Here is a 22,352-nt window from a genome sequence, read left to right as displayed (position 1 = left end):
CATTTTGTTGGGTTTTTCATGACAGTTATTCAGCTTCAAAAAGATTTCGTTCGTAATCCCTCCCAGACGCCATGGCGCAATAAAATTTTTAAAGGAGATTGTGTTTCCGTTTTAGAAAAACTTCCAAAACATTCTGTTGATATGATTTTTGCGGATCCACCCTATAATTTGCAATTGGATGGTGCTTTATATCGTCCAGATCATTCGCTTGTTGATGCGGTTGATGATGCATGGGACCAGTTTGAGAGTTTTGCTGCTTATGATGCTTTTACCCGTGCGTGGTTGCTTGCTTGTCGTCGTGTGTTAAAACCTAATGGAACCCTTTGGGTTATCGGATCTTACCATAATATTTTTCGAGTTGGTACGGCATTACAAGATTTAGGTTTTTGGATGCTCAATGATATTATTTGGCGCAAAAATAACCCGATGCCTAATTTCCGAGGGCGACGCTTTCAAAATGCTCATGAGACACTTATTTGGGCTGTGCGAGATCAAAAAGATAAAAAGTATACATTTAATTATGATGCTTTAAAAGCGGCAAACGAAGATCTACAAATGCGTTCAGATTGGCTTTTTCCTCTCTGCACTGGAGCTGAACGTTTAAAGGATGATTCAGGGCGTAAATTACATCCAACACAAAAACCGCAAGCGTTATTAGCGCGTATTATTATGGCTTCTAGTAAACCTGGTGATGTTATTCTTGATCCGTTTTTTGGTTCGGGAACAACAGGTGCTGTTGCCAAGCTTTTAGGGCGTGATTTTGTTGGGGTTGAACGCGAGCAAGATTACATTGATGCGGCATGTGAAAGGATTGCGGCGGTTAAACCTTTAGGACAACCAGAGCTGGCGATTTTAGATAGAAAAAAAGCAGAACCGCGCATAGCATTCAACAGTTTGCTTGAAGCAGGTTTACTTTATCCTGGAGAAGTTCTTTATGATCGAAAAAAGCAAGTATCTGCTATTGTAAGAGCTGATGGTACGATTATGCATGGTGGTGAAGCGGGTTCAATTCACGCAATGGGAAGAAAGGCTCAAGATTCGCAGAGTTGTAATGGTTGGACATTTTGGTATTATGAGGAAAATGGACGGTTAAAGTCCATAGATCATTTAAGAATGATCATACGTTCACAAATGTTAAAAACGGGTGTTTTATGAACTAAGCTGATCGCTTCATTCTATTAATCACCAATGTACCTGATCTCGATTGGGATGGATGCAAGCGCGTTTTATGCTTTTCTTAGATATTTTATATTGAAATACTCACCTCGCTTGTAAGCGGCAAGCGAGTATTTTTCGCTTCTTGTAGAAAAAATTAAAACGAGAAATTTCTACTCTATGTTCTGATTTTAGTTCCAAAATAGTAAAATTTCAATATAATCTTATAAAAATGAAATATCAGAATTAAAAGGTTCATTCAGAAGTTCAAAATTAAGTGCTTTTTTGTACGTGCATCTATAAAGTGCGTAAAATATATTGATTTATCAAGATAATTTAGCGCAACTCATATTGAATTGCCCTCGGAATATCGTCAAACTCTTTTATTTCAAACCTGTTTCATATTGAATCAATAAAAATTACTTACTTGCATGTCATAAGCGGGGTTGGCGTGTGAATAAAAATTGTTAAAGAAAGAACTAAAAGTACCTCTTATGAACCGTTTCAAGTGCCAAGGGTGTCGTAGGGGGTGGGTAAATATAACGATGGTGCCGATTTGCTTCTTCATAAGCGAACAAAGGACAGATCCTGAAATTTAAATCTAAGATTTCTATTCCTTCTTAATTCTCATTGATAGAAAAAATGAGACATTCTACGTGTTTAAATTTTTCTTTGTAAAGATTAAGAAATGGTCATTAGGGATACAAAAGTCTCCATTAGCAAACATGTTTACGAATAAACAAGGTTATTTAAATCTGAAAGAATTGGGAAGTGCTACGGAAATGGCTTTTTTCATAACAGTAGGGAGCGCTTCTTTGGCAAGATGTTGAATGTTGCACCACCAACCATTTTCACAATTCATTTCATGAATATCTTCAGTATAGTAGACATCGAGTTTTAGAGAAAAATGAGTAAAAACATGCGTAATTTGCCCTTTGAATTGCCAATTGGCAGGAAAGGGGGCGTTTTGGAGCCCATTTTTGTTGTTTATATCAATATTGTTAGGAATTTGGGTCATTCCACCAAGGAGTTTTTGCGTCTGTCGTTTTTCCAAATAAATTTGTTTATTTTTATTAAGAACCACAAAGGCACTACCTGTTTTTGAAGGGCGTTCTTTTTTAGGGGCTTTAACTGGAAAAGACTCCGGTTGTTTCATCTTTGCCGCTTTGCATAAACTTTGAAGAGGGCAGATATAACAAGATGGTTTGCGTGGAGTACAAATGGTTGCTCCCAAATCCATCATTGCTTGAGCAAAGTCGCCAGGACGATTTAAAGCAGTAATTTTTTGTGTTTTTTCTTTAATTTCAGCTTTTGCTTTTGGTAATATTGAAGCGATAGCAAAAAGGCGCGCTATTACACGTTCGACATTACCATCAACCACTGCCACAGGATGGTTAAAAGCAATTGCGGCAATGGCTGCGGCAGTATACTCTCCAATACCGGCTAGAGTTCGCAATTCTTTTACAGATTGTGGAAATTGTCCTGCGTAGTTTTCAACAAGCTGTCTCGCACATTTTTTAAGATTACGTGCGCGTGAATAGTAACCAAGTCCAGCCCATGCTTTCATAATATCATCTTGTGAGGCTATTGCTAAAGAAGGAAGATCAGGCCAAAATTTCAGAAATTTTTTAAAATAGGGCTTAACCGTTTCAACGGTTGTTTGTTGCAGCATGATTTCAGAAAGCCAAACCTGATAAGGATCAGGACGGATACCTTGTCTTTGCTCTTCGGGGGTAATCCGCCATGGGAGGTTTCTATGATTTTGATCGTACCAAGAAAGGAGGTGCGAAGAAATTTCATACATGATTGTTTTCAAGCATAGAGAGATGTAAAATGCAAAAGAAAAAATATTTATTTTGTAATTCTTTTTTTGCTCTTTTATTGTCGAGACCCTGGTGAGGAGTGGATTTTTATTTTGTTGATATTTTATAAATTAGGGAGGCAATTATTTTTAGATAAAACAAATTATTGTAATTGAGTAAACGGTTGAACAATGATCTAAAAATGAGAAAACAACTAAAAAAACGTATCTTTTATTCTCTTTCTGAGACGGTATTCAAAATACTTGATCCCGTTTTGCGCAAACGGACAGGGCTAAATGTAGAGCTTATAGAGCATTGGCCACAAATTGTGGGCCATGATATCAGTGAACATACAATGCCGCTTAAAATTATTTGGAAACGTCGTGCAGATCAAGATGAAGTTTTTCAGCCAGCAACACTTGTTGTCGCATGTGAAGGATTTGCGGCGTTGAAATTAATGCATGAAACAGAGGAATTTCTTCATAAAATTAATGGATTTTTTGGCTATATTGCTATTGATCGCATCAAGATTGAGCAAAGGAGTCTGTCGGTTTTTATGAATCATTTGCCTCTAAAGTCGACTTTGAGTGAACAAGACAAAAAATGCGTGGAGAAAATGCTTGAAGGAATTGAAGATAAAAGTTTACGCCAATCACTTTATAAACTTGGCTGTTGCATTTTCTCGGAAAAAAATAATAAATAGCAAGATATTTTATATATATTTTCTTTAATATATGAGAAAGCATTGGATTCCTATTCGTTTAATACCAACAGAAAAGTATTATTTATGGTAAAATTTCGTTCTTTTTTATCTTTCGGGATAATTTTTCTCTTCATAACGATTGTACAAAATAGTGTAACAGTTGCTTTAGCGCGTGATCTCAAACCAGTGGCAACAGTTGATATGGCTGAGCTTCTCCAATCAAGTAAAGTAAAGGATCGCTTTGAGGGAGAGGCGGATGCACCAGTCATCATTGTTGAGTATGCTTCGTTAACATGTGTTCATTGTGCACATTTTTACAACGATATACTTCCTCAAATTCGTAAAAAATATATCAAAACAGGAAAAGTGAAACTGATTTTCCGAGAATATGCTTTTGATCCTCGGGCAACAGCAGGTTTTATGTTAGCACGGTGTGCACCAGAAGATCGCTATTTCCCTTTTATAGAAGTTTTATTTCAAAAACAAAATGAGTGGGTTTGGGGAAAAGATGCTCTGACACCATTGAAAAAAATTAGCTTAATGGCGGGTTTTTCAGATGAAAGTTTTACTGCGTGTTTGAAAAATCAGACCATTTTAGATGAAGTGAATGCATCTTTTGAGCGTGGTAAAGAACTTGGTGTGACAGCAACGCCTACTTTCTTTATCAATGGTAATAAATATGAAGGTGCTATGAAAGTAGAAGACTTTTTTTCGGTGATTGATAGTTTTCTTAAAAACTGAATCTTAATCTTCTAGAAGATAGATGGTGATGTGGTCATTATCTCTTTTAAGAAGGTTAGGTATTATGCATTTATGAAGCGATCTTTTTTATTTCGCCGATTTTGAATCATTTAAGTTAAGCCTAGGTTGAATGGTGTTTTGATGCTGATATGGGAGGATTTGTACAATGAAAAAATGGGTTTATAGTTTTGGAGATGGAAACGCAGAAGGAAGTGCAAGCGAGCGTAATCTTCTCGGAGGTAAAGGGGCTAATTTAGCAGAAATGAGTAGTCTTGGTTTGCCCGTACCGCCAGGATTTACTCTGACAACAGAAGTTTGTAATTTTTATTACGCACATGACAAATCATACCCAGAAGAGCTACAGGAATCTGTTAAGCAAGCATTAAGACGCGTTGGTGAACAAACAGGACGTGAATTTGGTAATGAGCAAAGACCACTTTTGCTTTCTGTTCGTTCAGGGGCTAGGGCTTCTATGCCAGGAATGATGGATACAGTGCTTAACCTTGGCATGAATGATAAGACTGTAAAAGCTATTGCTTTACAAGCTAATAATGAACGGTTTGCTTATGATAGTTATCGGCGTTTTATCCAAATGTATTCTAACGTTGTTTTGGGGGTAGACCATTCTTATTTTGAAGAGATTCTTGATGAGGTAAAAGAACGCAATGGTTACACTATTGATACAGAAATGACAGCAGATGATTGGAAACATGTTATTGCTTCTTATAAAGCATATATTGAAGAAAAATTAGGAATTCCTTTTCCACAAGATCCTGAACAGCAATTATGGGGGGCAATTGGAGCCGTTTTTTCAAGTTGGATGACAGCACGCGCAGTCACTTATCGTCGTTTACATAGCATTCCTGAAAGTTGGGGAACGGCAGTTAATGTGCAAGCTATGGTTTTCGGCAACATGGGTGAAGATTCGGCAACAGGTGTTGCTTTTACACGCAATCCATCGACAGGAAAAAAAGAACTTTACGGTGAATTTTTAGTTAATGCGCAAGGAGAGGATGTTGTGGCGGGTATTCGAACGCCTCAAAATATTACAGAAAATGCGCGTATTGTTGCTGGTTCAAATAAGCCGTCTTTAGAAAAAATTATGCCTGAGGCTTTTTTGAAGTTATGTCAGATCGCGCAGAAGCTTGAGCAGCATTATCGGGATATGCAAGATCTCGAATTTACCATTGAAAAAGGTAAATTATGGATGCTGCAGACTCGTTCGGGAAAACGTACGGCTCGTGCAGCTCTCAAGATGGCAATTGAAATGGTTGAGGAGGGGTTAATAAGCCGTGAAGAAGCGGTAATGCGTATTGATGCAAAGTCACTTGACCAACTTTTACATCCAACACTTGATCCCAAAGCAGAGCGTTTTGTTATAGGGCGTGGTTTACCTGCTTCTCCTGGAGCTGCAACGGGTGAAATTGTTTTTACTTCGGAAGAGGCAGAAATTGTGTCAGCAGAAGGGCGAAAAGTTATTTTGGTCCGTGTGGAAACAAGCCCAGAAGATATTCATGGTATGCATGCTGCAGAAGGAATTTTAACAACGCGTGGCGGCATGACAAGTCACGCTGCTGTTGTTGCGCGGGGAATGGGAAAACCATGTATTTCTGGTGCTGGTAGTGTGCGGATTGATTATAATACAAATACGCTATTTGCTTCAGGAGAAAGCTTTAAAAAAGGCGATGTTATCACGATTGATGGTGGAAGTGGGGAAATTTTCAAAGGAAAAGTTGCAATGTTGCAGCCTAAGCTTTGCGGAGACTTTGCAAAATTAATGGAATGGGCTGATGGGATGCGACGTATAAGAGTTCGCGCCAATGCTGAGACACCATCTGATGCCCGTATGGGGCGTTCTTTTGGGGCTGAAGGTATTGGTCTTTGCCGTACGGAGCATATGTTTTTTTCTGGAGAACGTATTGTTGCCATGCGTGAAATGATTTTAAGTCATGATGAACGTGGTCGTCGTAAAGCACTAGATAAGCTTTTGCCAATGCAGCGTTCAGATTTTAGTGAATTATTTGAAATTATGTGTGGTTTACCTGTTACCATTCGTTTGTTAGATCCGCCACTCCATGAATTTTTGCCTAAAACGAAAGCAGAAATTCTTGATGTTGCAACAGCTATGGGGGTTTCTGCTGAAGTACTTGCTGAACGTGCTCAGCAGTTACACGAATTTAATCCTATGCTTGGATTACGAGGATGCCGTTTAGCTATTACTTATCCTGAAATTGCAGAAATGCAAGCGCGGGCGATTTTTGAAGCAGCAGCAGAATCTGCCCAAAAATCTGGATCTCCTGTTATGCTTGAAATTATGGTGCCATTGGTTGCTCTTAAATCTGAACTCGATTTTGTAAAAGCGCGTATTGATCAGGTTGCTGAGGAAGTGATGAAAGAAAAGGGAGGTACTATTCAATATATAGTTGGGACGATGATTGAACTTCCAAGGGCAGCGCTTCGAGCAGATGAAATTGCTGAAACTGCTGAATTTTTTTCATTTGGAACAAACGATTTGACACAAACTACTTTTGGGATTTCCCGTGATGATGCTGCTCCTTTTTTGGCAACCTATTTTCAAAAAGGTCTTTTAGAGCAAGATCCTTTCGTATCTATTGACCGTGATGGAGTAGGGGAACTTATTACCATTGCTGCACAGCGTGGACGCTCAAAGCGTGCAAAAATAAAATTGGGAATTTGCGGTGAACATGGAGGCGATCCTGCCTCTATTGCTTTATGTGAAGAAAATAACCTAGATTATGTTTCGTGTTCTCCTTTTCGAGTACCAATTGCTCGTTTAGCAGCAGCTCAGGCCGCAATAGCAAAAAGGATGTAATGGGTTAATATTTTTTGTTGTATAGTTATTACAGAAATAAATTTTTATATATTTTTTATTTTCTTTAATAAAGGGAATAAAAATGCTTCTAAAATGCACGATAAGTTATGTTACGCGAGAAAGTGTTTTTTTAGAGGTTTATGAGAGAAAATATAAAGCAGGATAGACAAAAGATGTATTATTAATCACTTTCTATTGGCGAACCTCTTGATAGAGAGAAACGTGTTATTGTGCAGTCAATTTATGCATTTGCTTTTTTATAGGGGAATGAGCTCCTCACGCAAGATAGAATGCTGCAAACAAATGCATTTTTTTGCATATCATGCTGTTTGAGATAGACATTTCTCAGTAGATGCCCCATTTCACATTGACATTCGTGGAATGGGGATTATGTAAAACTCTCCGTAAGTTTATGAAAATCTTCCCAAAATTTATAAACTCCATTATGCACTACCGTCTTTACACTTATGAAGGAATATCAAAGTTACACAATCTGTTGATTTATAATGATAATTTTTTATTTCTTATATTGAATGAAAGCTGTAAATATCATAAAATCCTCTCATTTCGACTTTTTTTATAATGAATCAATCAAAACCATGTTTTTTGTGTGTTATAGGCGGGATGAGTGTCTGTGGATAAAAAAATAAAGTAAGGATATGCCTTTTATGAATCATCTCAAATGTCAAGAGCTGTCACAAATTGAAGGTAGGTAAATGTGTAATGGTGCCGGCTTGCTTCTTGACAAAAAGCGTAAAGATGATGCGCGGCGCTGGGGCTGCTATTATTATTCACGGGCGTTGTTGCGAAGTGGTCTTGGGTGCTTTAGAGATGTTTTTTAAGAAAGCCCGTGAATGGCAATCCAAGTATATTCCGTTTGGGACATTTTATTTTAGGTGAGGGGGAGTGAGGCCAAAAAGACATGTGATAAATAAAAGCATGAGGCAATAGGTAATCTCCATTAAAGATATTACTTTAGATGTTATTGAAAGGTGTAAAGCTGAATTAAAAGGAAATGGCAAAGATGAAAACTGGTTTTTACCTTAAATTTTCATATTCTTTCCAAATTAGGCTGTTTTCCTGTTTTAAGGAGATTATACAAACAGAGATGCGCAATATTCTTGCCTCCATTTGGCATACAAAAGCTATGACAGCTGAGAGAAGTACTAAACTGTCTTAATATTTGTTTCAAACATACTGCTGCGTTAGGTTTGGATGTTGATTTATAGGCAATACTAAACGCACACGCTCTCTTAGGAAAACAATGTCATAAAACACATAATTTTCCAGCAATAGATTGGAGAGAAGTGCTGGTTTTTTATCAGACACTTTGCGAAACAACAATCATAACACAACTAGCCTTACGTCTACTTATCTTTACAGATGTTTGCACAAATTCTTTGCATCATATTTATAAAGATCAAATTGACGATAATATATGGACAATTCGTGGCTCGATGATATGAAAGGTTTACGTGATACTACAAAAATTTCGTGTTCTTTTATCATCAGAGGCAATAAAAATGGTAGAACGAGCACGTTTGCTATTTTGCAATATTTCTTTTTTCTGCAATCGGTTGTGTTTTTTTTGCAGCAAATTGTACGGCTCAATATGTAATGTGTAAGAAAACCATTCTGATTGATTGAATATAAGAGGGCTTGAGATGAAGGAATGTTTGAGGGGAATATTAAATAAACGAAAGATGAATTATCATTATAAATTAAGAGATTACTTCAATTTAATAAACCAACTTCACGCATTTTCATTAAAATTGTGTGATTAATTTTACCTGTTACAGGAAGATCAAATATTTTTTGAAACTGTTTTAAGGCTTCTATCGTCTTTTGATCTTCTATTCCTGTGACAATAACCTCCTCATTCCCAAAAATATGTAAAGCTTTTTGCACTTGTATAATATCTTCAACAGAAGGCTCTAAAATAGCTTCTTTTAAGTGTGTCATATTTTTTGTATTGTTTGTTTCTATTTCGCTTTGCTTAATTAATATCGCGATTTCATCTGTTGCGGGATTAGATAGAACATTCTTTTGCATTCTCTGAGCAGTTTGCTGTTTCCATAAAGTGATGGCTCGGCGTGTTTTAGGTCCTTCCAGTCCATCTAATGGTCCATCATAAAGGCCTAATTTTGTTAGTTCTTTTTGCTTTTCCAGCATGCTTGCTGATTGAGAGGGTAAAGGTGAATTTGTGTGGTTCTGACTTTGAGAATGTACAGAAGTTACACGGGAGAGTTCTTGTGATTTTTCTTCTTTTTCCGATAAAATAGAGCTCTTACCTATACTTTGAACAGAGGAAAATTTCATTTGAGTTAAAATATTTTGATGCGTTGTCATTTGCAAAAATAAAGCATTAAATGAAATAAATAAAAAACTAATGCTAAAAAGAAGAGATCCAACAAAAAATAAAGTATTTTTTCTTGTATAGAAATAAAGAGTTTTTACACTCCAAAAAATAAAATGAAAAATTATAAGAAGAAGCGTTATAACAATACTACTATAGTATTTACGGTGTTTTACATTTTTTTTTCGGTATGTCTTTCGTTTTGTTGCCATTACTTTTATTTTCAGTTGCGTTTATTTTTTACAAAGAAACAAATATAAATTAGGAAACGAATATGAATCAGTTCTTATTTTCAGACAGCGAAAAGTGCATTGACATTATTGATTTTCCTTTCAAACTCCTAGAATGAGCGGCTTCATTATATCAATTTATAAGTTGATAAATCAACAAGAGTTCTTATCAACTTTTATTCATTTCATTTTATTTTATATAAATCTTTAATGTGTATAAAGAGAGCACCAAATGATTAGCATTCAAGATCATTTTGGTGTTTGCAAACTGCATTATCACATATAATTATCTAAACAATAATGCCACGTTATTCTTCATTTTGGGGCATATGTTTGGCTATTATTTAAACTAAAATTGAAAATATTTGCCTATAACACTAAAAAGATGACAATCATTATCTATTCTTTATAATTTACATATAGATGGTTACTTATCCATAAACGGTTTGGTAAGAATAATTATCTATCAATATTATTATATTTTTGTATAAATTCCTTCTATTAAATAATTTTCATAAGTATCAATTAAATTGATGTTTACAATGTTATAGAAAAAAACTGGTTTGAGATGTAATCATAAGAGATGCAGTTATTTTTTTGATGTTTTTATCGACATGTTGACTATTTTTATAACATTCCAGTAAAAATTTTATAGATAATATAAATATTTTATCGACACTAGAATCAGAATAACAGAGTTTACTCTTGTTAGCCTTTTCAACTAAGCTAAGATGGTGGATTATTATTTAAAATAATTATGTACACAACATGATTATCTCTCTCATTTTTTATCATAGTATGTTTATTAACATGACCAGCTTGTAAGTGTATAATTTTGATGTTAATTTTTTACTGAATAGACAATGTATCCCATTTTATACAGCGGAATTGTGCCATATTTATAAAAAAGCCAATGATATAGATCCAATACATGAATACTCAATTTTATAAAAAGTACATTTTATAAATTGTTTATAAAGCAACGGTGGATAAAATGCTTCTTTTATTGTATTTACCACTGCGGTACATTGATTATCCATGATACGTTTTTTAATCAAATTATCATTTTTTTTATTTTTTATTTTTGTCATTGTTTCATTTTTTGTAGCAGATCCAAGCAGTAATCATTCTTCTATCCCCCAAAATAATGAGACAACAACGAGCGATGTGATTGTTGCTTTTAAGGAAGCCTTAAATGACTTAGGCGCATTTTGTGACCGTAATATAAAAACCTGCAAAGTAGGAAAATCCTTTTTAAGTTCACTTGGCGAGCGCGCATATTACGGTGCAAGAGCTGCTTATGAATATTTAGGGAACATATTAGGAAACAAAAATAATATCAGAGACTTTCCCTAATGTTTCTTACAAAATCGAAATACAAGAGTTTTTACAAAACCATGCAATGTTATCTTGAAATAAGGATTTTTAACGTTCTTCGTGTTATTTATGTTAGGAAGAATAAATATTTATTTTTTATAAGTGTATTCAAGAATGATTATTCAAACGAAACAGGACTAAAATAATGGCGGACACAATCGGTAATATTATAGATAACTTTTCGCTTTTGGATAATTGGGAAGATCGTTATCGTTATGTCATCGAGCTTGGCTATGAATTGCCACCTTTTCCGGAAAGCGCTCGAAACGATGCTCACAAAGTTCCTGGTTGTGTTAGCCAAGTGTGGCTTTTATCTTCACGTAATAACTCAGAAGATCCAATATTGACGTTTCAAGGTGATTCCGATGCTCATATTGTGCGTGGACTCATTTATATACTTCTTGCTTTTTATTCAGGCAAAAAAGCTTCTGAAATTCGCAATTCTGATGCTCAAGAGCTCTTTGAAAAACTTGGTTTAAATGAAAATCTTACACCACAACGATCAAATGGTCTGAAATCAATGATTAAACGGATTCGTAACGAAAGCTATATGTAATACCTTTGGTAGAAATTGCTATATATACAAAAGCTTCACACAAAACATGTATACTAAAATAAACTTTATACATGAAACCATTTTTTCGCAAAATAAGATTATTTAGTTTTTTTCCGTTTGCTTTTGCGTCCAAGCCCCATTTCTTTGGCCAAAGCCGATCGTGTTTTTGCATAATTAGGCGCTACCATAGGATAAGAACTATCTAACTGCCATTTTTCACGATATTCCTCTGGCAACATTCCATAATGTGTCATGAGATGACGCTTTAGAGATTTAAACTTCTTTCCATCTTCAAGGCAAATGAGATAATCAGGAAATACTGAACGCTTCGGATTAACGGCAGGCCTTTGTTTTTCAACTTCGACTTCTGTTAACTCTAGATTCCCTGCTTTACGAAAAGCAGCATGGACATCAGCAATTAAACTTGGCACTTCAGTCGGTCGAATAGAATTATTACTCACGTAGGCAGCAACAATATCAGCAACCAATGTAATAACTAAATTGCTTTCAGTCTCTAAGACTGCACGATGTTCCATTCTTGTTTCCTTTAATTTAAAATTGAGTAATTCAAAATCGAGATATAGTGCATATACTCATGATATAAAGATCTCATGCACATGAGTTTCATATTGTACAAAAATCTTTTTTGTCAATTCAATTATTCTATAAAATTGCCAAAACACAAAAAAATCAAATAAATACCCATTTTTTGTCATAATATACAATAAGAAAAACGAAATTATTACATGATAAAATATATTTTTACCCTATAACATATCATACATAATATATAATACATCACAAATATAAAAAAATATATGATAAAATTTATTTATTTTTTTTGAGAACGTAAAAATAAAATTACTAATTATAAAAATATAATATATAAATTATTATATTTTGTTTTGAATACTTATAGTTTAGTAAGTTTATGTTTAATAAGTTTTAAATTTATTTTTATTATTTATATTTATAAAATTTAATAATAAAAAAATACTATATTATAAATATGACATAATAGTATTGTTTATAATATAAAACTATTCGTTAAAAGGAGATGGAACATTTTTATTTTTTATACAGTAATAATAATATTTTAGATATATTTATTCCTTTCTGTAAAATTATGCGATTATACTGTTTCAAAAAAAATCAATTCTTTTTCTAATAGTTTAATTGTTTTACCCGTCACTTTCATTATAAAAGTGGTATTATATCCCTAGAAAACAATAGCTGTGATATGTAATGAACAGAAAGGTATTAGTTTTAAAAATTATCATGGTGCTATTTTTGCAAGTGAATAGAACTTATAGATTTTTACACTTTCATCAATCATTGTGATTCTAACATATAAACGAAGCTATTAACATATTTTAATATAGGATTGTGTATGACTCGCACTTTTGCAATTCCTCCCAAAGCATCTAGAATCACTCATAAGGAAATATATCATGGTATTTTTCGTGATGATCCCTATCATTGGCTACGTGCGTCTAACTGGCAAGATGTTTTTAAAGATCCTAACTGTCTTGACCCCAATATTCGACAGCATCTTGAAAAAGAAAATGCTTATCAATCAGCTCAAATGGCTGATACAAAACCATTACGAGATTTGCTTTTTACAGAAATGAAAAACAGGATCCAAGAGAATGATAGTTCTGTTCCTATAAAACATGGTCCTTTTGCTTACGGATTCTCTTATGTTACCGGAGGCCAACAGCCACATTATTTTCGGACACCAAGGAATGGCGGAGAAAAAAACGTGTACCTTAATGGTGATGTCTTGGCAGAAGGCAAAGAATATTTTAAATTTGGTTCAGTTCAAGAATCTCCTGACCATACACATGTGGTATGGACCTATGATGACAAAGGATCAGAATTCTATACAGCTAAAATTCGTAATTTTGAGACATTGTCTGACTGTACGGACACAATTACTGATACATCTGGTCAAATTGTATGGGATGCTAGGTCTGAAGGTTTTTTCTATACTAAGATGGATAAAAACCACCGACCTTCAGAGCTCTATTATCACCAATTAAACACAGATCAATCACAAGATAAGCTTATTTTTCGTGAAGACAATCCAGGTTTTTTCTTAGATGTAAGCGGTTCTAAGCTTAATGATGTTATTTATATTAATATTCATGATCATGAAACATCCGAGATCTGGTTAATTCCTGCTGAGGCACCTTTTACTGTTCCCCAATGTGTACGGAAACGACAACAAGGTATTGAATATTCACTTACAGAGGGTGGTGATGTCTTTTATATTCTAACCAATTTAGATAATGCAAAAGATTTCAAAATTATGGTAGCGCCATATACATCTCCACAATCAGAAAATTGGTCTGAGTTTGTCCCACATCAGCTTGGGTGCCTAATATTATCCCATGATGCTTATCAAGATTTTCTTGTCTGGATCGAACGTTTTGAGGGGCTTCCACGTATAAAAGTAATGGAACGTACCACTAAACAAGTTAATTCCATCGCTTTTACTGAAGAGGCTTATTCTTTAGGTCTGCAAGGAGTTGCAGAATATAACAGTCCAACTATTCGTTTTTCCTATTCGTCTATGACAACACCTGATCAAGTGTTTGATTATGAGATGAAAAGTTGTAAACGAATGCTTTTAAAAACGCAAATAATTCCCTCTGGGCATAATAAAGATGCATATGTAACACGACGGATTATAGCAATAGCAGACGATGGTGAGAAGATTCCTATTTCACTTTTTTACCACAAAAACACTCCCCTTGATGGTGGTGCGCCTTGTCTGCTTTACGGTTATGGTGCTTATGGGATTTCTATTCCTGCCAGTTTCAATAGTAATGTACTTTCTCTAGTAAACAGAGGTTTTATTTACGCTATTGCTCATATTCGCGGAGGAAAAGAAAAGGGAGTAGAGTGGTATGAGAAAGGAAAACATCTCTTTAAGCACAATACATTTACAGATTTTATTGCTTGTGGGCGTTACCTTGTAAACAATAAATTCACTTCTCACAACCGGCTGATTGCCCATGGTGGTTCAGCAGGGGGGATGTTGATGGGAGCCATTGCCAATATAGCTCCCCAGGATTTTGCTGGGATCGTAGCGAATGTGCCTTTTGTTGATGTCTTAGCGACAATGTTAGATGCTTCATTGCCACTCACACCTCCAGAATGGGGCGAATGGGGGAACCCTCTTGAATCAGAAGAAGATTATAAGCTTATTGCTTCCTATTCCCCTTACGATAATGTCAAAGCTCAAAACTATCCCCCTATACTTGTGATGGCAGGATTAACAGATCCTCGTGTAACTTACTGGGAGCCTGCAAAATGGGTGGCAAAATTACGAGACCTAAAAACAGACGATAATGCAGTTTTATTACGTATTAATATGGATTCAGGGCACGCTGGTGCAGCTGGACGTTTTTCAAAGCTAGAAGAAGTTGCCTATATCTATGCATATATTCTAAAGATAGCAGGAAAAGACTTTTGCTAATCCATAATACTTCTGTATGAAAGTCTCCGATAATTTATTGGATTATAGAGACTTTCATACACTAAAAAGTTATCTAGATAGTTTAAAATTCACATTCTTCATAAAGTTCTAAAACATAGTCCCAATTAATTAAATGGTCTACAAAGGATTCGAGGTACTTCGGTCGAGCATTGCGATAATCAATGTAATAGGAATGTTCCCACACATCGACACCCAAAATAGGGCGAGCATTGTGCACTAAGGGATTTTCACCATTAGGGGTTTTCATAATTTCAAGCTTGCCATCTTTAACAGCAACCCACGTCCATCCAGAACCAAATTGGGCACTAGCAGCAGCAATAAAATCAGCGCGGAATTTGTCATAACCACCTAGATCAGCGTCAATAGCTTTTGCTAACTTTTCAGGAAGTTTTTGGCCACCACCATTTTTTTTCATCCAAAGCCAAAAGTGGTTATGATTGTAATACTGCGCTGCATTATTAAACAAACCAATATTTTTTCCAAAACTTTTTTTAACAATATCTTCAAGGCTTTCATTTTCTAAGCCTAACTCTTTCACAAAATTATTGGTGTTGGTAAGATAAGCAAGGTGATGCTTATCATGATGATATTCAAGTGTTTCGCGTGACATATAAGGCGAAAGGGCATCGTAATCATAAGGCAACGGGGGCAATTCAAAAGCCATTTAAAAATCTCCTCGATTCTAATTGTTAAGCTTATTTCATAAGCCTAATTTGCCATTTACCGAATTTAAAAGCAAATGTTGAATACCTAGTTTGTATGAAATAGTTTTAATGTCTCTCTTTTTGTAAAAGAAGCTTTTAGGAAATGTATATTCATCAATCAAAAAGGGTATTGGTCTACATAAAGATTGCTTCTGAAGATTTTTTACATCTATGAGCGGGTAATGAATATCATTATCTTTTGAATAAAAAGTAAATGGAAATAGCTATTATTCCTTGTTTTTGTATATCTATTTTTTCAAATACCATATAAAATGTTTTTAATTTTTGCAAAACTCTTCCAGTTTATTGGTGTATCATAATGTTTTCAACAGAATATTAAGTGTTATTTTTTAGGAAATATTTTTCAATGTGCTTGATTTTATTTTATGGTGCTACCCATGAATAATATAATGTAAAAATTAGTGGACATTACCATCTTTATGCTTAATGCAAGAGCACAGCAGCACTATCATACACTTACCGGTTGCCAATGTGGTGACAGCTTTTTTCTTAAATTGAGCAAGATGAGATTTTAATATATCAAGAAAATTAAATCATATGCAAATTTATTAGATACATGAGTAAACTGAAAGATTTTCATGTTCTGTTCCTAAGACATCAATACAAAGAGCGAAATAATTGGTGGATAAATGGTTGCTACTTATGTTAAAATCACAATTGTATATCGTTTCTGCTACGAATTTGTATCGATGGCAATGCCATACAAGACTCAGAAATTTTATGATAAAAAAGTAAGGTCTTTGATTTTCAGATATTGCGTCCAATCACAGGAATCGCTATAAGGTGCAGGAGTCGCTATAAAGCGTGTTTTTTGGGGTATAGCCAAGCGGTAAGGCACCGGTTTTTGGTACCGGCATTCCCTGGTTCGAATCCAGGTACCCCAGCCAATTTTAGTGAAATGAATCAATCATAAACTTGAGAAATCATAGACTTGAGAGTGGATTAAACCTCTTATATTATCTTTAGCCATTCATATCGGATTGGTTAGAGGGGAAATACGCGTCTGTAGCGGAGTGGCTCTTACTATAACTATAGTCAAAATAGTTATTTTAGGGATTTTTCTTTATAAGAGTGGGGCTTAAATGGTTTATGCGCACTTGCTTTAGAAAAACTATTTGGATGGATTTTGCGCTCTATAGCAACACCAGCGTGCAATTTTTCGTATTCCACCATCTTCATTACGTCGTACAGCATAACAATAACGCTGATCAGGAAATATATTTCGTTGCATATCACGTACAATATGAGCAGTATGGCCATAAGGTGCTACACAATCAATAAACCATACGTATTTTCCATTTTGCCAATTGGCATCGGGTAAAAATTCTCCCTTTTCAAGCATAGATTGATGATTTTTCTCATCTAAAAAAGCCCAAGTGATAAAGGCGCAAAATTCTCCACGTTCATTTTTATAGAGCTTGTATTGCCCAGTCTGTAAAGCTGGACCTAAGTTTCGGTCTATATCCCAAATTCGCCAGCGGCGGTATAAGGGAGATGTAAGCATTAAAACAACCATGGCACCCAAAGCCGTAAGAGGATCTATGAGTGATGGTGATGGATTTTCATTTACAGACATTATCTTTCCTTTAGGGACTGTTCTAAAATTTTGGTGATAGGTTCAAAGAAATAAGAAATGAGACGCCGTTTTGAGGTAATGACATCCGTTGTTACAGTCATGCCAGGGATAAATTTAAATTGTTTGTTATTCAAAGTGATATGATCTTGGTCAATTTTGATTAAAACAGCGTAGACACCATTAATTTCTTTATTATAGCGTGCTGTAGCGCCTACATTAACGACTGAGCCGTGGATAACACCGAAACGTTCAGGCGGAAAGGCAGAAAACTTGATGTAAGCACGTTGGCCCTTTTCTAAAAAACCAATATCTCGATTATCAAAAAATGCTTCAATAATGAGACCGCCCGCACCAGGGACAATGCGCATGAGAGTTTTACCAGCCTCTACAAAGCCACCCAAAGTATGGGTACTTAAATCATCGATACGTCCATCAACAGGTGCATAAAGTGATAAGTGGTCAAGATGGTATTGAGTGCTATCAAGCTTTGCTTTTAATCCTTGAAGATTCAGTTCTGTTTCACGCGAAAGTTGCCGATAGCGGGCGATTTCATCGGAAATGAGACTTTTCCGTTGTTGGCGGAGGGTATTTATTTCGGCGGCATTTTCTTCCAAATGTCTTTGATTGGTTAAAATTTCATGCTCGACATTTTTAAAGTCATGTAAACGCTCTAAGTAAACGGCTTGGCTAATGACTTTTGTTTCCATCAGGCTTTTTGCAGCTTTTAATTTTCCTTGGCTTAATTGACGATCATCTTCCAACCTATCTAATTGCGCATGTTGTGTTGCACCGCTGCGCTCGACGCGGTCCGCTTGTGCTTTTAGCGCTCTTAATTTATCTTGGAGAGATTGAAGGGTAGCGCTAATGAGTTTTTCCCCTTCTATTCTTGCAGTCGTGTTGCCAGAAGGAGGAGCTGGCAGATAGGCAAGCCCTTTGGTCACAAAATCTTTATCCAAAGGATCACTTTCATGCAAAGCTGTTAAAATAGCTGTTGCGATTTGTGCTTGAAGAGTTTGTTGCGCGATATCTGCTTGAACACGTGCGCACTCATTGAGGGCTTCACGGGGATCTAATTGAATAAGGAGATCCCCTTGATGAACAAATTGCCCTTCTTTTACAAGGATTTTTTCAATGCGTCCTGTATTTTGCGCTTGGACAAGCTGAACATAGGTGGTGGGAATAACACTTCCTTGCCCCCGTGCAACAATCTCTGTTTTTGCGATAAAGCTGCCGATCACAATAAAGAGAAATAAAGCAATCAAAACAGCAACCACCATATGAAGCGTTGGTGACAAAAGGCGCAAATAAGGAGCTTTATCTGCCATTTTTTGCCTCCAAATCAGTAAAGTTTAAGACGGTTGCATGCTGAGGAAAGAGGTCACTTTTGTGGGTAATAACAAGAACAATACGATCTTGTGAAAATTTATATAAATGCTCAACAATTTGTGCACTGACAGCGTCATCCAATGCGGAAGTAGGTTCATCCAAAATAAGAAGGCTTGGGTTTATCAGAAAAAAACAAGCCAAAGCCAAGCGTTGGCGCTGACCACCTGATAAAAAACCACCTTGCTCTCCTACTTGAGTATGGAGTCCTAGAGGTAATTGAGCAATCAAATCATGGCAAGCACTAATATATAGTGCAGCGTCGATTTCATCTTTAGTGGCATCTGGTTTTGCAAGAAGCATATTCTCAAGAATGGTTCCGGAAAAAAGGCAAGGATTTTGAGGAAAATACGCGATAGTTTCACGCACGCTACGGACATCAAAATTCTGTAAAGGTTGGGCGTTAATCAATATCTTTCCGCTTGTTGGGGGGGAGAGTCCACAAAAGAGCTTCGCCAAGGTTGTTTTTCCGCACCCTGAAGGACCAAGTAACATAATTGGTTGCCCAGGTTGTAAACAGATATCAAGATGATTGATAATGGACTTATCTCCATAAGAAAAACAGAGATCGTTGGCTTCAAGATGAGGAGGAGCACTGAGTTGAAGAGGCGGTTTTTCTTCTTCCCATTCTGGAGGGGAGTTAAGAATATCGCCCAAACGAAGACGAGAGATTTTCAAATGCTGCCATTCTTCCCATAGGGATGCAAGGCTTAAGATAGGACCAGAAACATTGCCTGCAAGAAGATGAAAGGCAATAAGATAATAAAAATAGTGAAAAGATCACCAAAAATATGGCTCATGGCTCCATTGAGAAGATGCAATTTACTGGTTGTAAGGCTTTGATCCAGACTACGTGCTAGAGTTTCTTGCATGCGTACCGTATGAGCAGCTTCTTTTACGTGTGCTTTAATGGCTTCAAGATTGGTAAAACTTTCAATAAGGCACGATTTATGGACAGCTTGCAGAGTGAAAGAACGGCGTAATTGGCGGCGCAAGAAGGGACCGACCAACGCTAAAGAACCCATTTGTAAAGGTAAAATGATAAGGACAATGAAGGTCAGTTTCGGACTAATGGAAAAGAGTGCAACAATATAAATAATGGCAAAGAGAACATTTAGCACAGTTGTGGTGATGGTTCCTGTTAAAAAACCGCGAATTGTATCAACCTCTCCAATACGTGAAAACAATTCTCCCACTTGCCAACGGCGTAAAGTGGGCAAAGAGAGACTTAAAAGATGGGTATAAATGCGCCGTCCAAATTCTAGCGTAAGCCGATTGGCTAAATAAGCTCCTAAATAACCTGATAGAGTGCTAAGAGCTGTGCTAAACAGCATGATAGCAACCATCAAGACAACGATAGCATAGAGACTTTCAATACGCTGAAAAGGGAGAATACGGTCAATAATCGCTTGAAAAATAAAAGGATTTACCAAGCCCAACAAACGCAAAACAACAGCAACGCAACTGAGTTCGATGACATAATAAATATATTTCTTTGTTGTTCTTGTAAACCAAGAGAAGGCTACAGGTTTTTCTTGTGAATGACTCATTTGATTTTATGATTTTGTTTAAGAGAAAGAGCGATGGATGTCGCATATTTAAACAGTATTGTAAATAGTATTATTACTCAACAAAATATACATTTTGTATGAATATAATATAAACATAATGTATTTATTATTTATACAGTATTTTTATTATTATTTTTACAACTTATGTTTGACTTCTTATAAAGTAAGAAGTAAAGAATTTCTCACTGCATCATTATGATACAGTATTTTAAATATATATAATGGATAATAAAAAGGGTAGTTCAAGCTCATCGCATGATTCAAGTAGTAGTTCACATCCAAAAAGTTGGCTTTTTCCAGAAGAAGATGATTGTAGCGCAGGTGCTCATTCCCAAGCAGCAGGTGCAGGTGGCATCGTAGGAGAATTAATAGGAGGTATTGCTGGTGCAGTTGGAGGTCTTTTTTCTGGACCCGGAGGTGTTGGTTCTGGCTTTGTCAATGGAGCAATAGGAGGTGGACTAGCAGGAGCTGGTGACGCTGTGGTAGATAAATACAATAAATGCTATACGGCACCAAGGTGTGAAACAAGCGATTATGTTGAAGCAGCTGCCATACACGGAGGCATAGGAGCAGCAAGTGGTGCATTATTGGGGCCGGAAGTAGCACTAGCAGGCGGATTAGGAGGAGCTGCTAACGGTTTGATAGATAAGTACAATGAATGCCATCCGAATCCAAGTTGTGAAGCAGGCGATTATGTCGAATCAGCAGCCATAAAGGGAGGCGCAGGAGCATTAATTGGTTTATTAAGTGGTCCGGAAGGAGCAGTCGCAGGCGGAGTAATGGGAGCTGTTAGCGGTTTGATAGATAAGTACAATCAATGTCATCCGTAAAGTGGAGGGACATTGTTTCTAATTTATTTAGAAAATAGCTAGTAAGATATTTCTGAGATCAGTGATATTGTAAACATACTTTAAAGCTATGGCTAAACTGATTTCAGGGATATTTTTGTGTGTAATAATAGATATTTTATTTTGGATTTTTTTGTTATGAATACTTTTACTGGCTCCTTATTGGCAACGTTTATATGTGGATTTTTAATGTTCTCTTACAATAGATTTAAAGGTGAGAACTGGAGTATAAAAAGGACAATATTATCAACAATTATGTTTTTTATATTATATTATGCTGGAAATTTATTAGTTAAATATATGGGAATTTTATAAATATTGTTTATATATAAAATTATACTTAATTAAGTTAAGTTTATTATTTGAATTATACTTTCTATATATATTAAAGACTTCATAAAGTAGATGAAATTTCAGTCTGGATTTTTTGTTATGCATACTTTTACTAGCTCCTTAGTGACAGCAATTGGATTTGGACTTTGCATGTTTTCTTACAATAGATTTAAAGGTGAGAACTGGAGTATAAAAAGGACAACATTATCAACAGTTAGGTTTTTTATATTATATTATGCTGCAAATTTATTAATTGAATATATGGGAATTTTAAAATAATATAAAATAAAGTTGTTATCAGTATTTTATTATTTATTATAATTTATATATTTTTACAAATTATAGTTTATTTTTTGCTAAATAGCATGCTCATCACATAATTCAATTAGTAACTCACATCCAAAAAGTTGGCTTTTTCCAGAAGAAGATGATTGTAGCGCAGGCGCTCATTCCCAAGCAGCAAGCGCAGGCGGCATCGTAGGAGCATTAGTAGGAGGTGTTGCTGGTGTGCAGTCGGAGGTTCTATTGCTAAACTAGGAGGTGCAGGTGCTGGCTTTGTGAGTGGAGCAGTAGTAGGTGGACTAGAAGATCTGGTGACGCCATGGTAGATAAATACAATCAATGCCATCCGAATCCAAGTTGTGAAGTAGGCGATTAT

At 35.7% G+C, this 22,352-nt stretch carries 16 protein-coding genes, 1 tRNA gene and 1 pseudogene; 10 read left to right on the top strand and 8 right to left on the bottom strand.

The window, feature by feature from the left end; all coding sequences use genetic code 11:
* Window positions 1–18 precede the first annotated feature (18 nt).
* Window positions 19–1,155: a site-specific DNA-methyltransferase gene (locus ACFIMU_RS01800; protein WP_375606393.1), complete on the top strand. Its 1,137-nt coding sequence runs from the start codon at window positions 19–21 to the stop codon at window positions 1,153–1,155.
* 745 nt (window positions 1,156–1,900) lie between these two features.
* Here the strand turns inward: ACFIMU_RS01800 and mutY are convergent.
* Window positions 1,901–2,959, bottom strand: coding sequence for an A/G-specific adenine glycosylase (mutY, locus tag ACFIMU_RS01795; RefSeq protein WP_375696771.1), 1,059 nt, complete (start codon window positions 2,957–2,959; stop codon window positions 1,901–1,903).
* Between the two features lie 200 nt (window positions 2,960–3,159).
* On the opposite strand from mutY, the gene ACFIMU_RS01790 reads away from it, so the two are divergent.
* The 4 genes from ACFIMU_RS01790 (at window position 3,160) to ACFIMU_RS01775 (ending at window position 8,076) form a co-directional block, all read left to right on the top strand.
* Window positions 3,160–3,660 (top strand): DUF721 domain-containing protein, encoded by a 501-nt coding sequence (locus ACFIMU_RS01790; RefSeq protein WP_375696770.1) that lies wholly within the window; start codon window positions 3,160–3,162, stop codon window positions 3,658–3,660.
* A gap of 84 nt (window positions 3,661–3,744) precedes the next feature.
* On the top strand, window positions 3,745–4,401 hold the full coding sequence (locus ACFIMU_RS01785) for a DsbA family protein (protein WP_375695442.1): 657 nt from the start codon (window positions 3,745–3,747) through the stop codon (window positions 4,399–4,401).
* A gap of 166 nt (window positions 4,402–4,567) precedes the next feature.
* Window positions 4,568–7,234 carry a pyruvate, phosphate dikinase gene (gene ppdK, locus ACFIMU_RS01780; RefSeq protein ID WP_375696769.1) on the top strand — a complete coding sequence of 889 codons (2,667 nt, stop codon included), beginning with the start codon at window positions 4,568–4,570 and terminating at the stop codon, window positions 7,232–7,234.
* A 716-nt stretch (window positions 7,235–7,950) separates the two neighbouring features.
* Window positions 7,951–8,076 carry a hypothetical protein gene (locus ACFIMU_RS01775; RefSeq protein ID WP_375614987.1) on the top strand — a complete coding sequence of 42 codons (126 nt, stop codon included), beginning with the start codon at window positions 7,951–7,953 and terminating at the stop codon, window positions 8,074–8,076.
* Window positions 8,077–8,968: 892 nt separating this feature from the next.
* On the opposite strand, the gene ACFIMU_RS01770 is transcribed toward ACFIMU_RS01775, so the two are convergent.
* On the bottom strand, window positions 8,969–9,802 hold the full coding sequence (locus ACFIMU_RS01770) for a peptidoglycan-binding domain-containing protein (protein ID WP_375606388.1): 834 nt from the start codon (window positions 9,800–9,802) through the stop codon (window positions 8,969–8,971).
* 1,056 nt (window positions 9,803–10,858) lie between these two features.
* Between ACFIMU_RS01770 and ACFIMU_RS01765 the strand changes: the two are divergent.
* Together ACFIMU_RS01765 and ACFIMU_RS01760 are read left to right on the top strand one after the other, a co-directional pair.
* Window positions 10,859–11,234: pseudogene (locus ACFIMU_RS01765) on the top strand (DUF5330 domain-containing protein).
* Window positions 11,235–11,342: 108 nt separating this feature from the next.
* Complete coding sequence (locus tag ACFIMU_RS01760; RefSeq protein ID WP_375606387.1) at window positions 11,343–11,753, top strand: SufE family protein; 411 nt, start codon at window positions 11,343–11,345, stop codon at window positions 11,751–11,753.
* 98 nt (window positions 11,754–11,851) lie between these two features.
* Here ACFIMU_RS01760 and ACFIMU_RS01755 read toward each other — a convergent pair whose 3' ends face one another.
* A complete protein-coding gene (locus ACFIMU_RS01755; protein ID WP_012754848.1) occupies window positions 11,852–12,289 on the bottom strand; it encodes a MucR family transcriptional regulator in 438 nt (145 codons plus the stop codon).
* Window positions 12,290–13,143: 854 nt separating this feature from the next.
* On the opposite strand from ACFIMU_RS01755, the gene ACFIMU_RS01750 reads away from it, so the two are divergent.
* Window positions 13,144–15,237, top strand: a complete 2,094-nt coding sequence (locus tag ACFIMU_RS01750; RefSeq protein ID WP_375696768.1) for a S9 family peptidase — start codon at window positions 13,144–13,146, stop codon at window positions 15,235–15,237.
* 82 nt (window positions 15,238–15,319) lie between these two features.
* Here ACFIMU_RS01750 and ACFIMU_RS01745 read toward each other — a convergent pair whose 3' ends face one another.
* The gene (locus ACFIMU_RS01745; protein ID WP_375606385.1) at window positions 15,320–15,922 is read right to left on the bottom strand and encodes a superoxide dismutase; all 603 of its coding nucleotides are present in this window, start codon (window positions 15,920–15,922) and stop codon (window positions 15,320–15,322) included.
* Window positions 15,923–16,795: 873 nt separating this feature from the next.
* On the opposite strand from ACFIMU_RS01745, the gene ACFIMU_RS01740 reads away from it, so the two are divergent.
* Window positions 16,796–16,870: transfer RNA gene (locus ACFIMU_RS01740), tRNA-Gln, on the top strand.
* A 224-nt stretch (window positions 16,871–17,094) separates the two neighbouring features.
* On the opposite strand, the gene ACFIMU_RS01735 is transcribed toward ACFIMU_RS01740, so the two are convergent.
* The 4 genes from ACFIMU_RS01735 to ACFIMU_RS01720 are packed head-to-tail and all read right to left on the bottom strand — an operon-like array spanning window position 17,095 to window position 20,492.
* Entirely contained in the window at window positions 17,095–17,559 is a 465-nt protein-coding gene (locus ACFIMU_RS01735) for a toxin-activating lysine-acyltransferase (protein ID WP_375696767.1), read from the bottom strand.
* The gene (locus tag ACFIMU_RS01730) at window positions 17,559–18,884 is read right to left on the bottom strand and encodes an HlyD family type I secretion periplasmic adaptor subunit (RefSeq protein ID WP_375606382.1); all 1,326 of its coding nucleotides are present in this window, start codon (window positions 18,882–18,884) and stop codon (window positions 17,559–17,561) included. Before ACFIMU_RS01730 ends, ACFIMU_RS01735 begins: the two co-directional genes overlap by 1 nt.
* Entirely contained in the window at window positions 18,874–19,620 is a 747-nt protein-coding gene (locus tag ACFIMU_RS01725; RefSeq protein WP_375696766.1) for an ATP-binding cassette domain-containing protein, read from the bottom strand. The genes ACFIMU_RS01730 and ACFIMU_RS01725 overlap by 11 nt, the downstream gene beginning before the upstream one ends.
* 32 nt (window positions 19,621–19,652) lie before the next feature.
* Complete coding sequence (locus tag ACFIMU_RS01720; RefSeq protein WP_375606380.1) at window positions 19,653–20,492, bottom strand: ABC transporter transmembrane domain-containing protein; 840 nt, start codon at window positions 20,490–20,492, stop codon at window positions 19,653–19,655.
* Between the two features lie 242 nt (window positions 20,493–20,734).
* Between ACFIMU_RS01720 and ACFIMU_RS01715 the strand changes: the two genes are divergently transcribed.
* Window positions 20,735–21,343: a hypothetical protein gene (locus ACFIMU_RS01715; protein ID WP_375614418.1), complete on the top strand. Its 609-nt coding sequence runs from the start codon at window positions 20,735–20,737 to the stop codon at window positions 21,341–21,343.
* Window positions 21,344–22,352 lie beyond the last annotated feature (1,009 nt).

Origin of the sequence: Bartonella sp. AC70YNML (assembly GCF_042196545.1) — a bacterium.
In the GTDB taxonomy this organism is placed as follows: domain Bacteria; phylum Pseudomonadota; class Alphaproteobacteria; order Rhizobiales; family Rhizobiaceae; genus Bartonella.
Note: the sequence above shows the minus strand (reverse complement) of the source record. Positions and strands in the feature narration are given on the sequence as shown.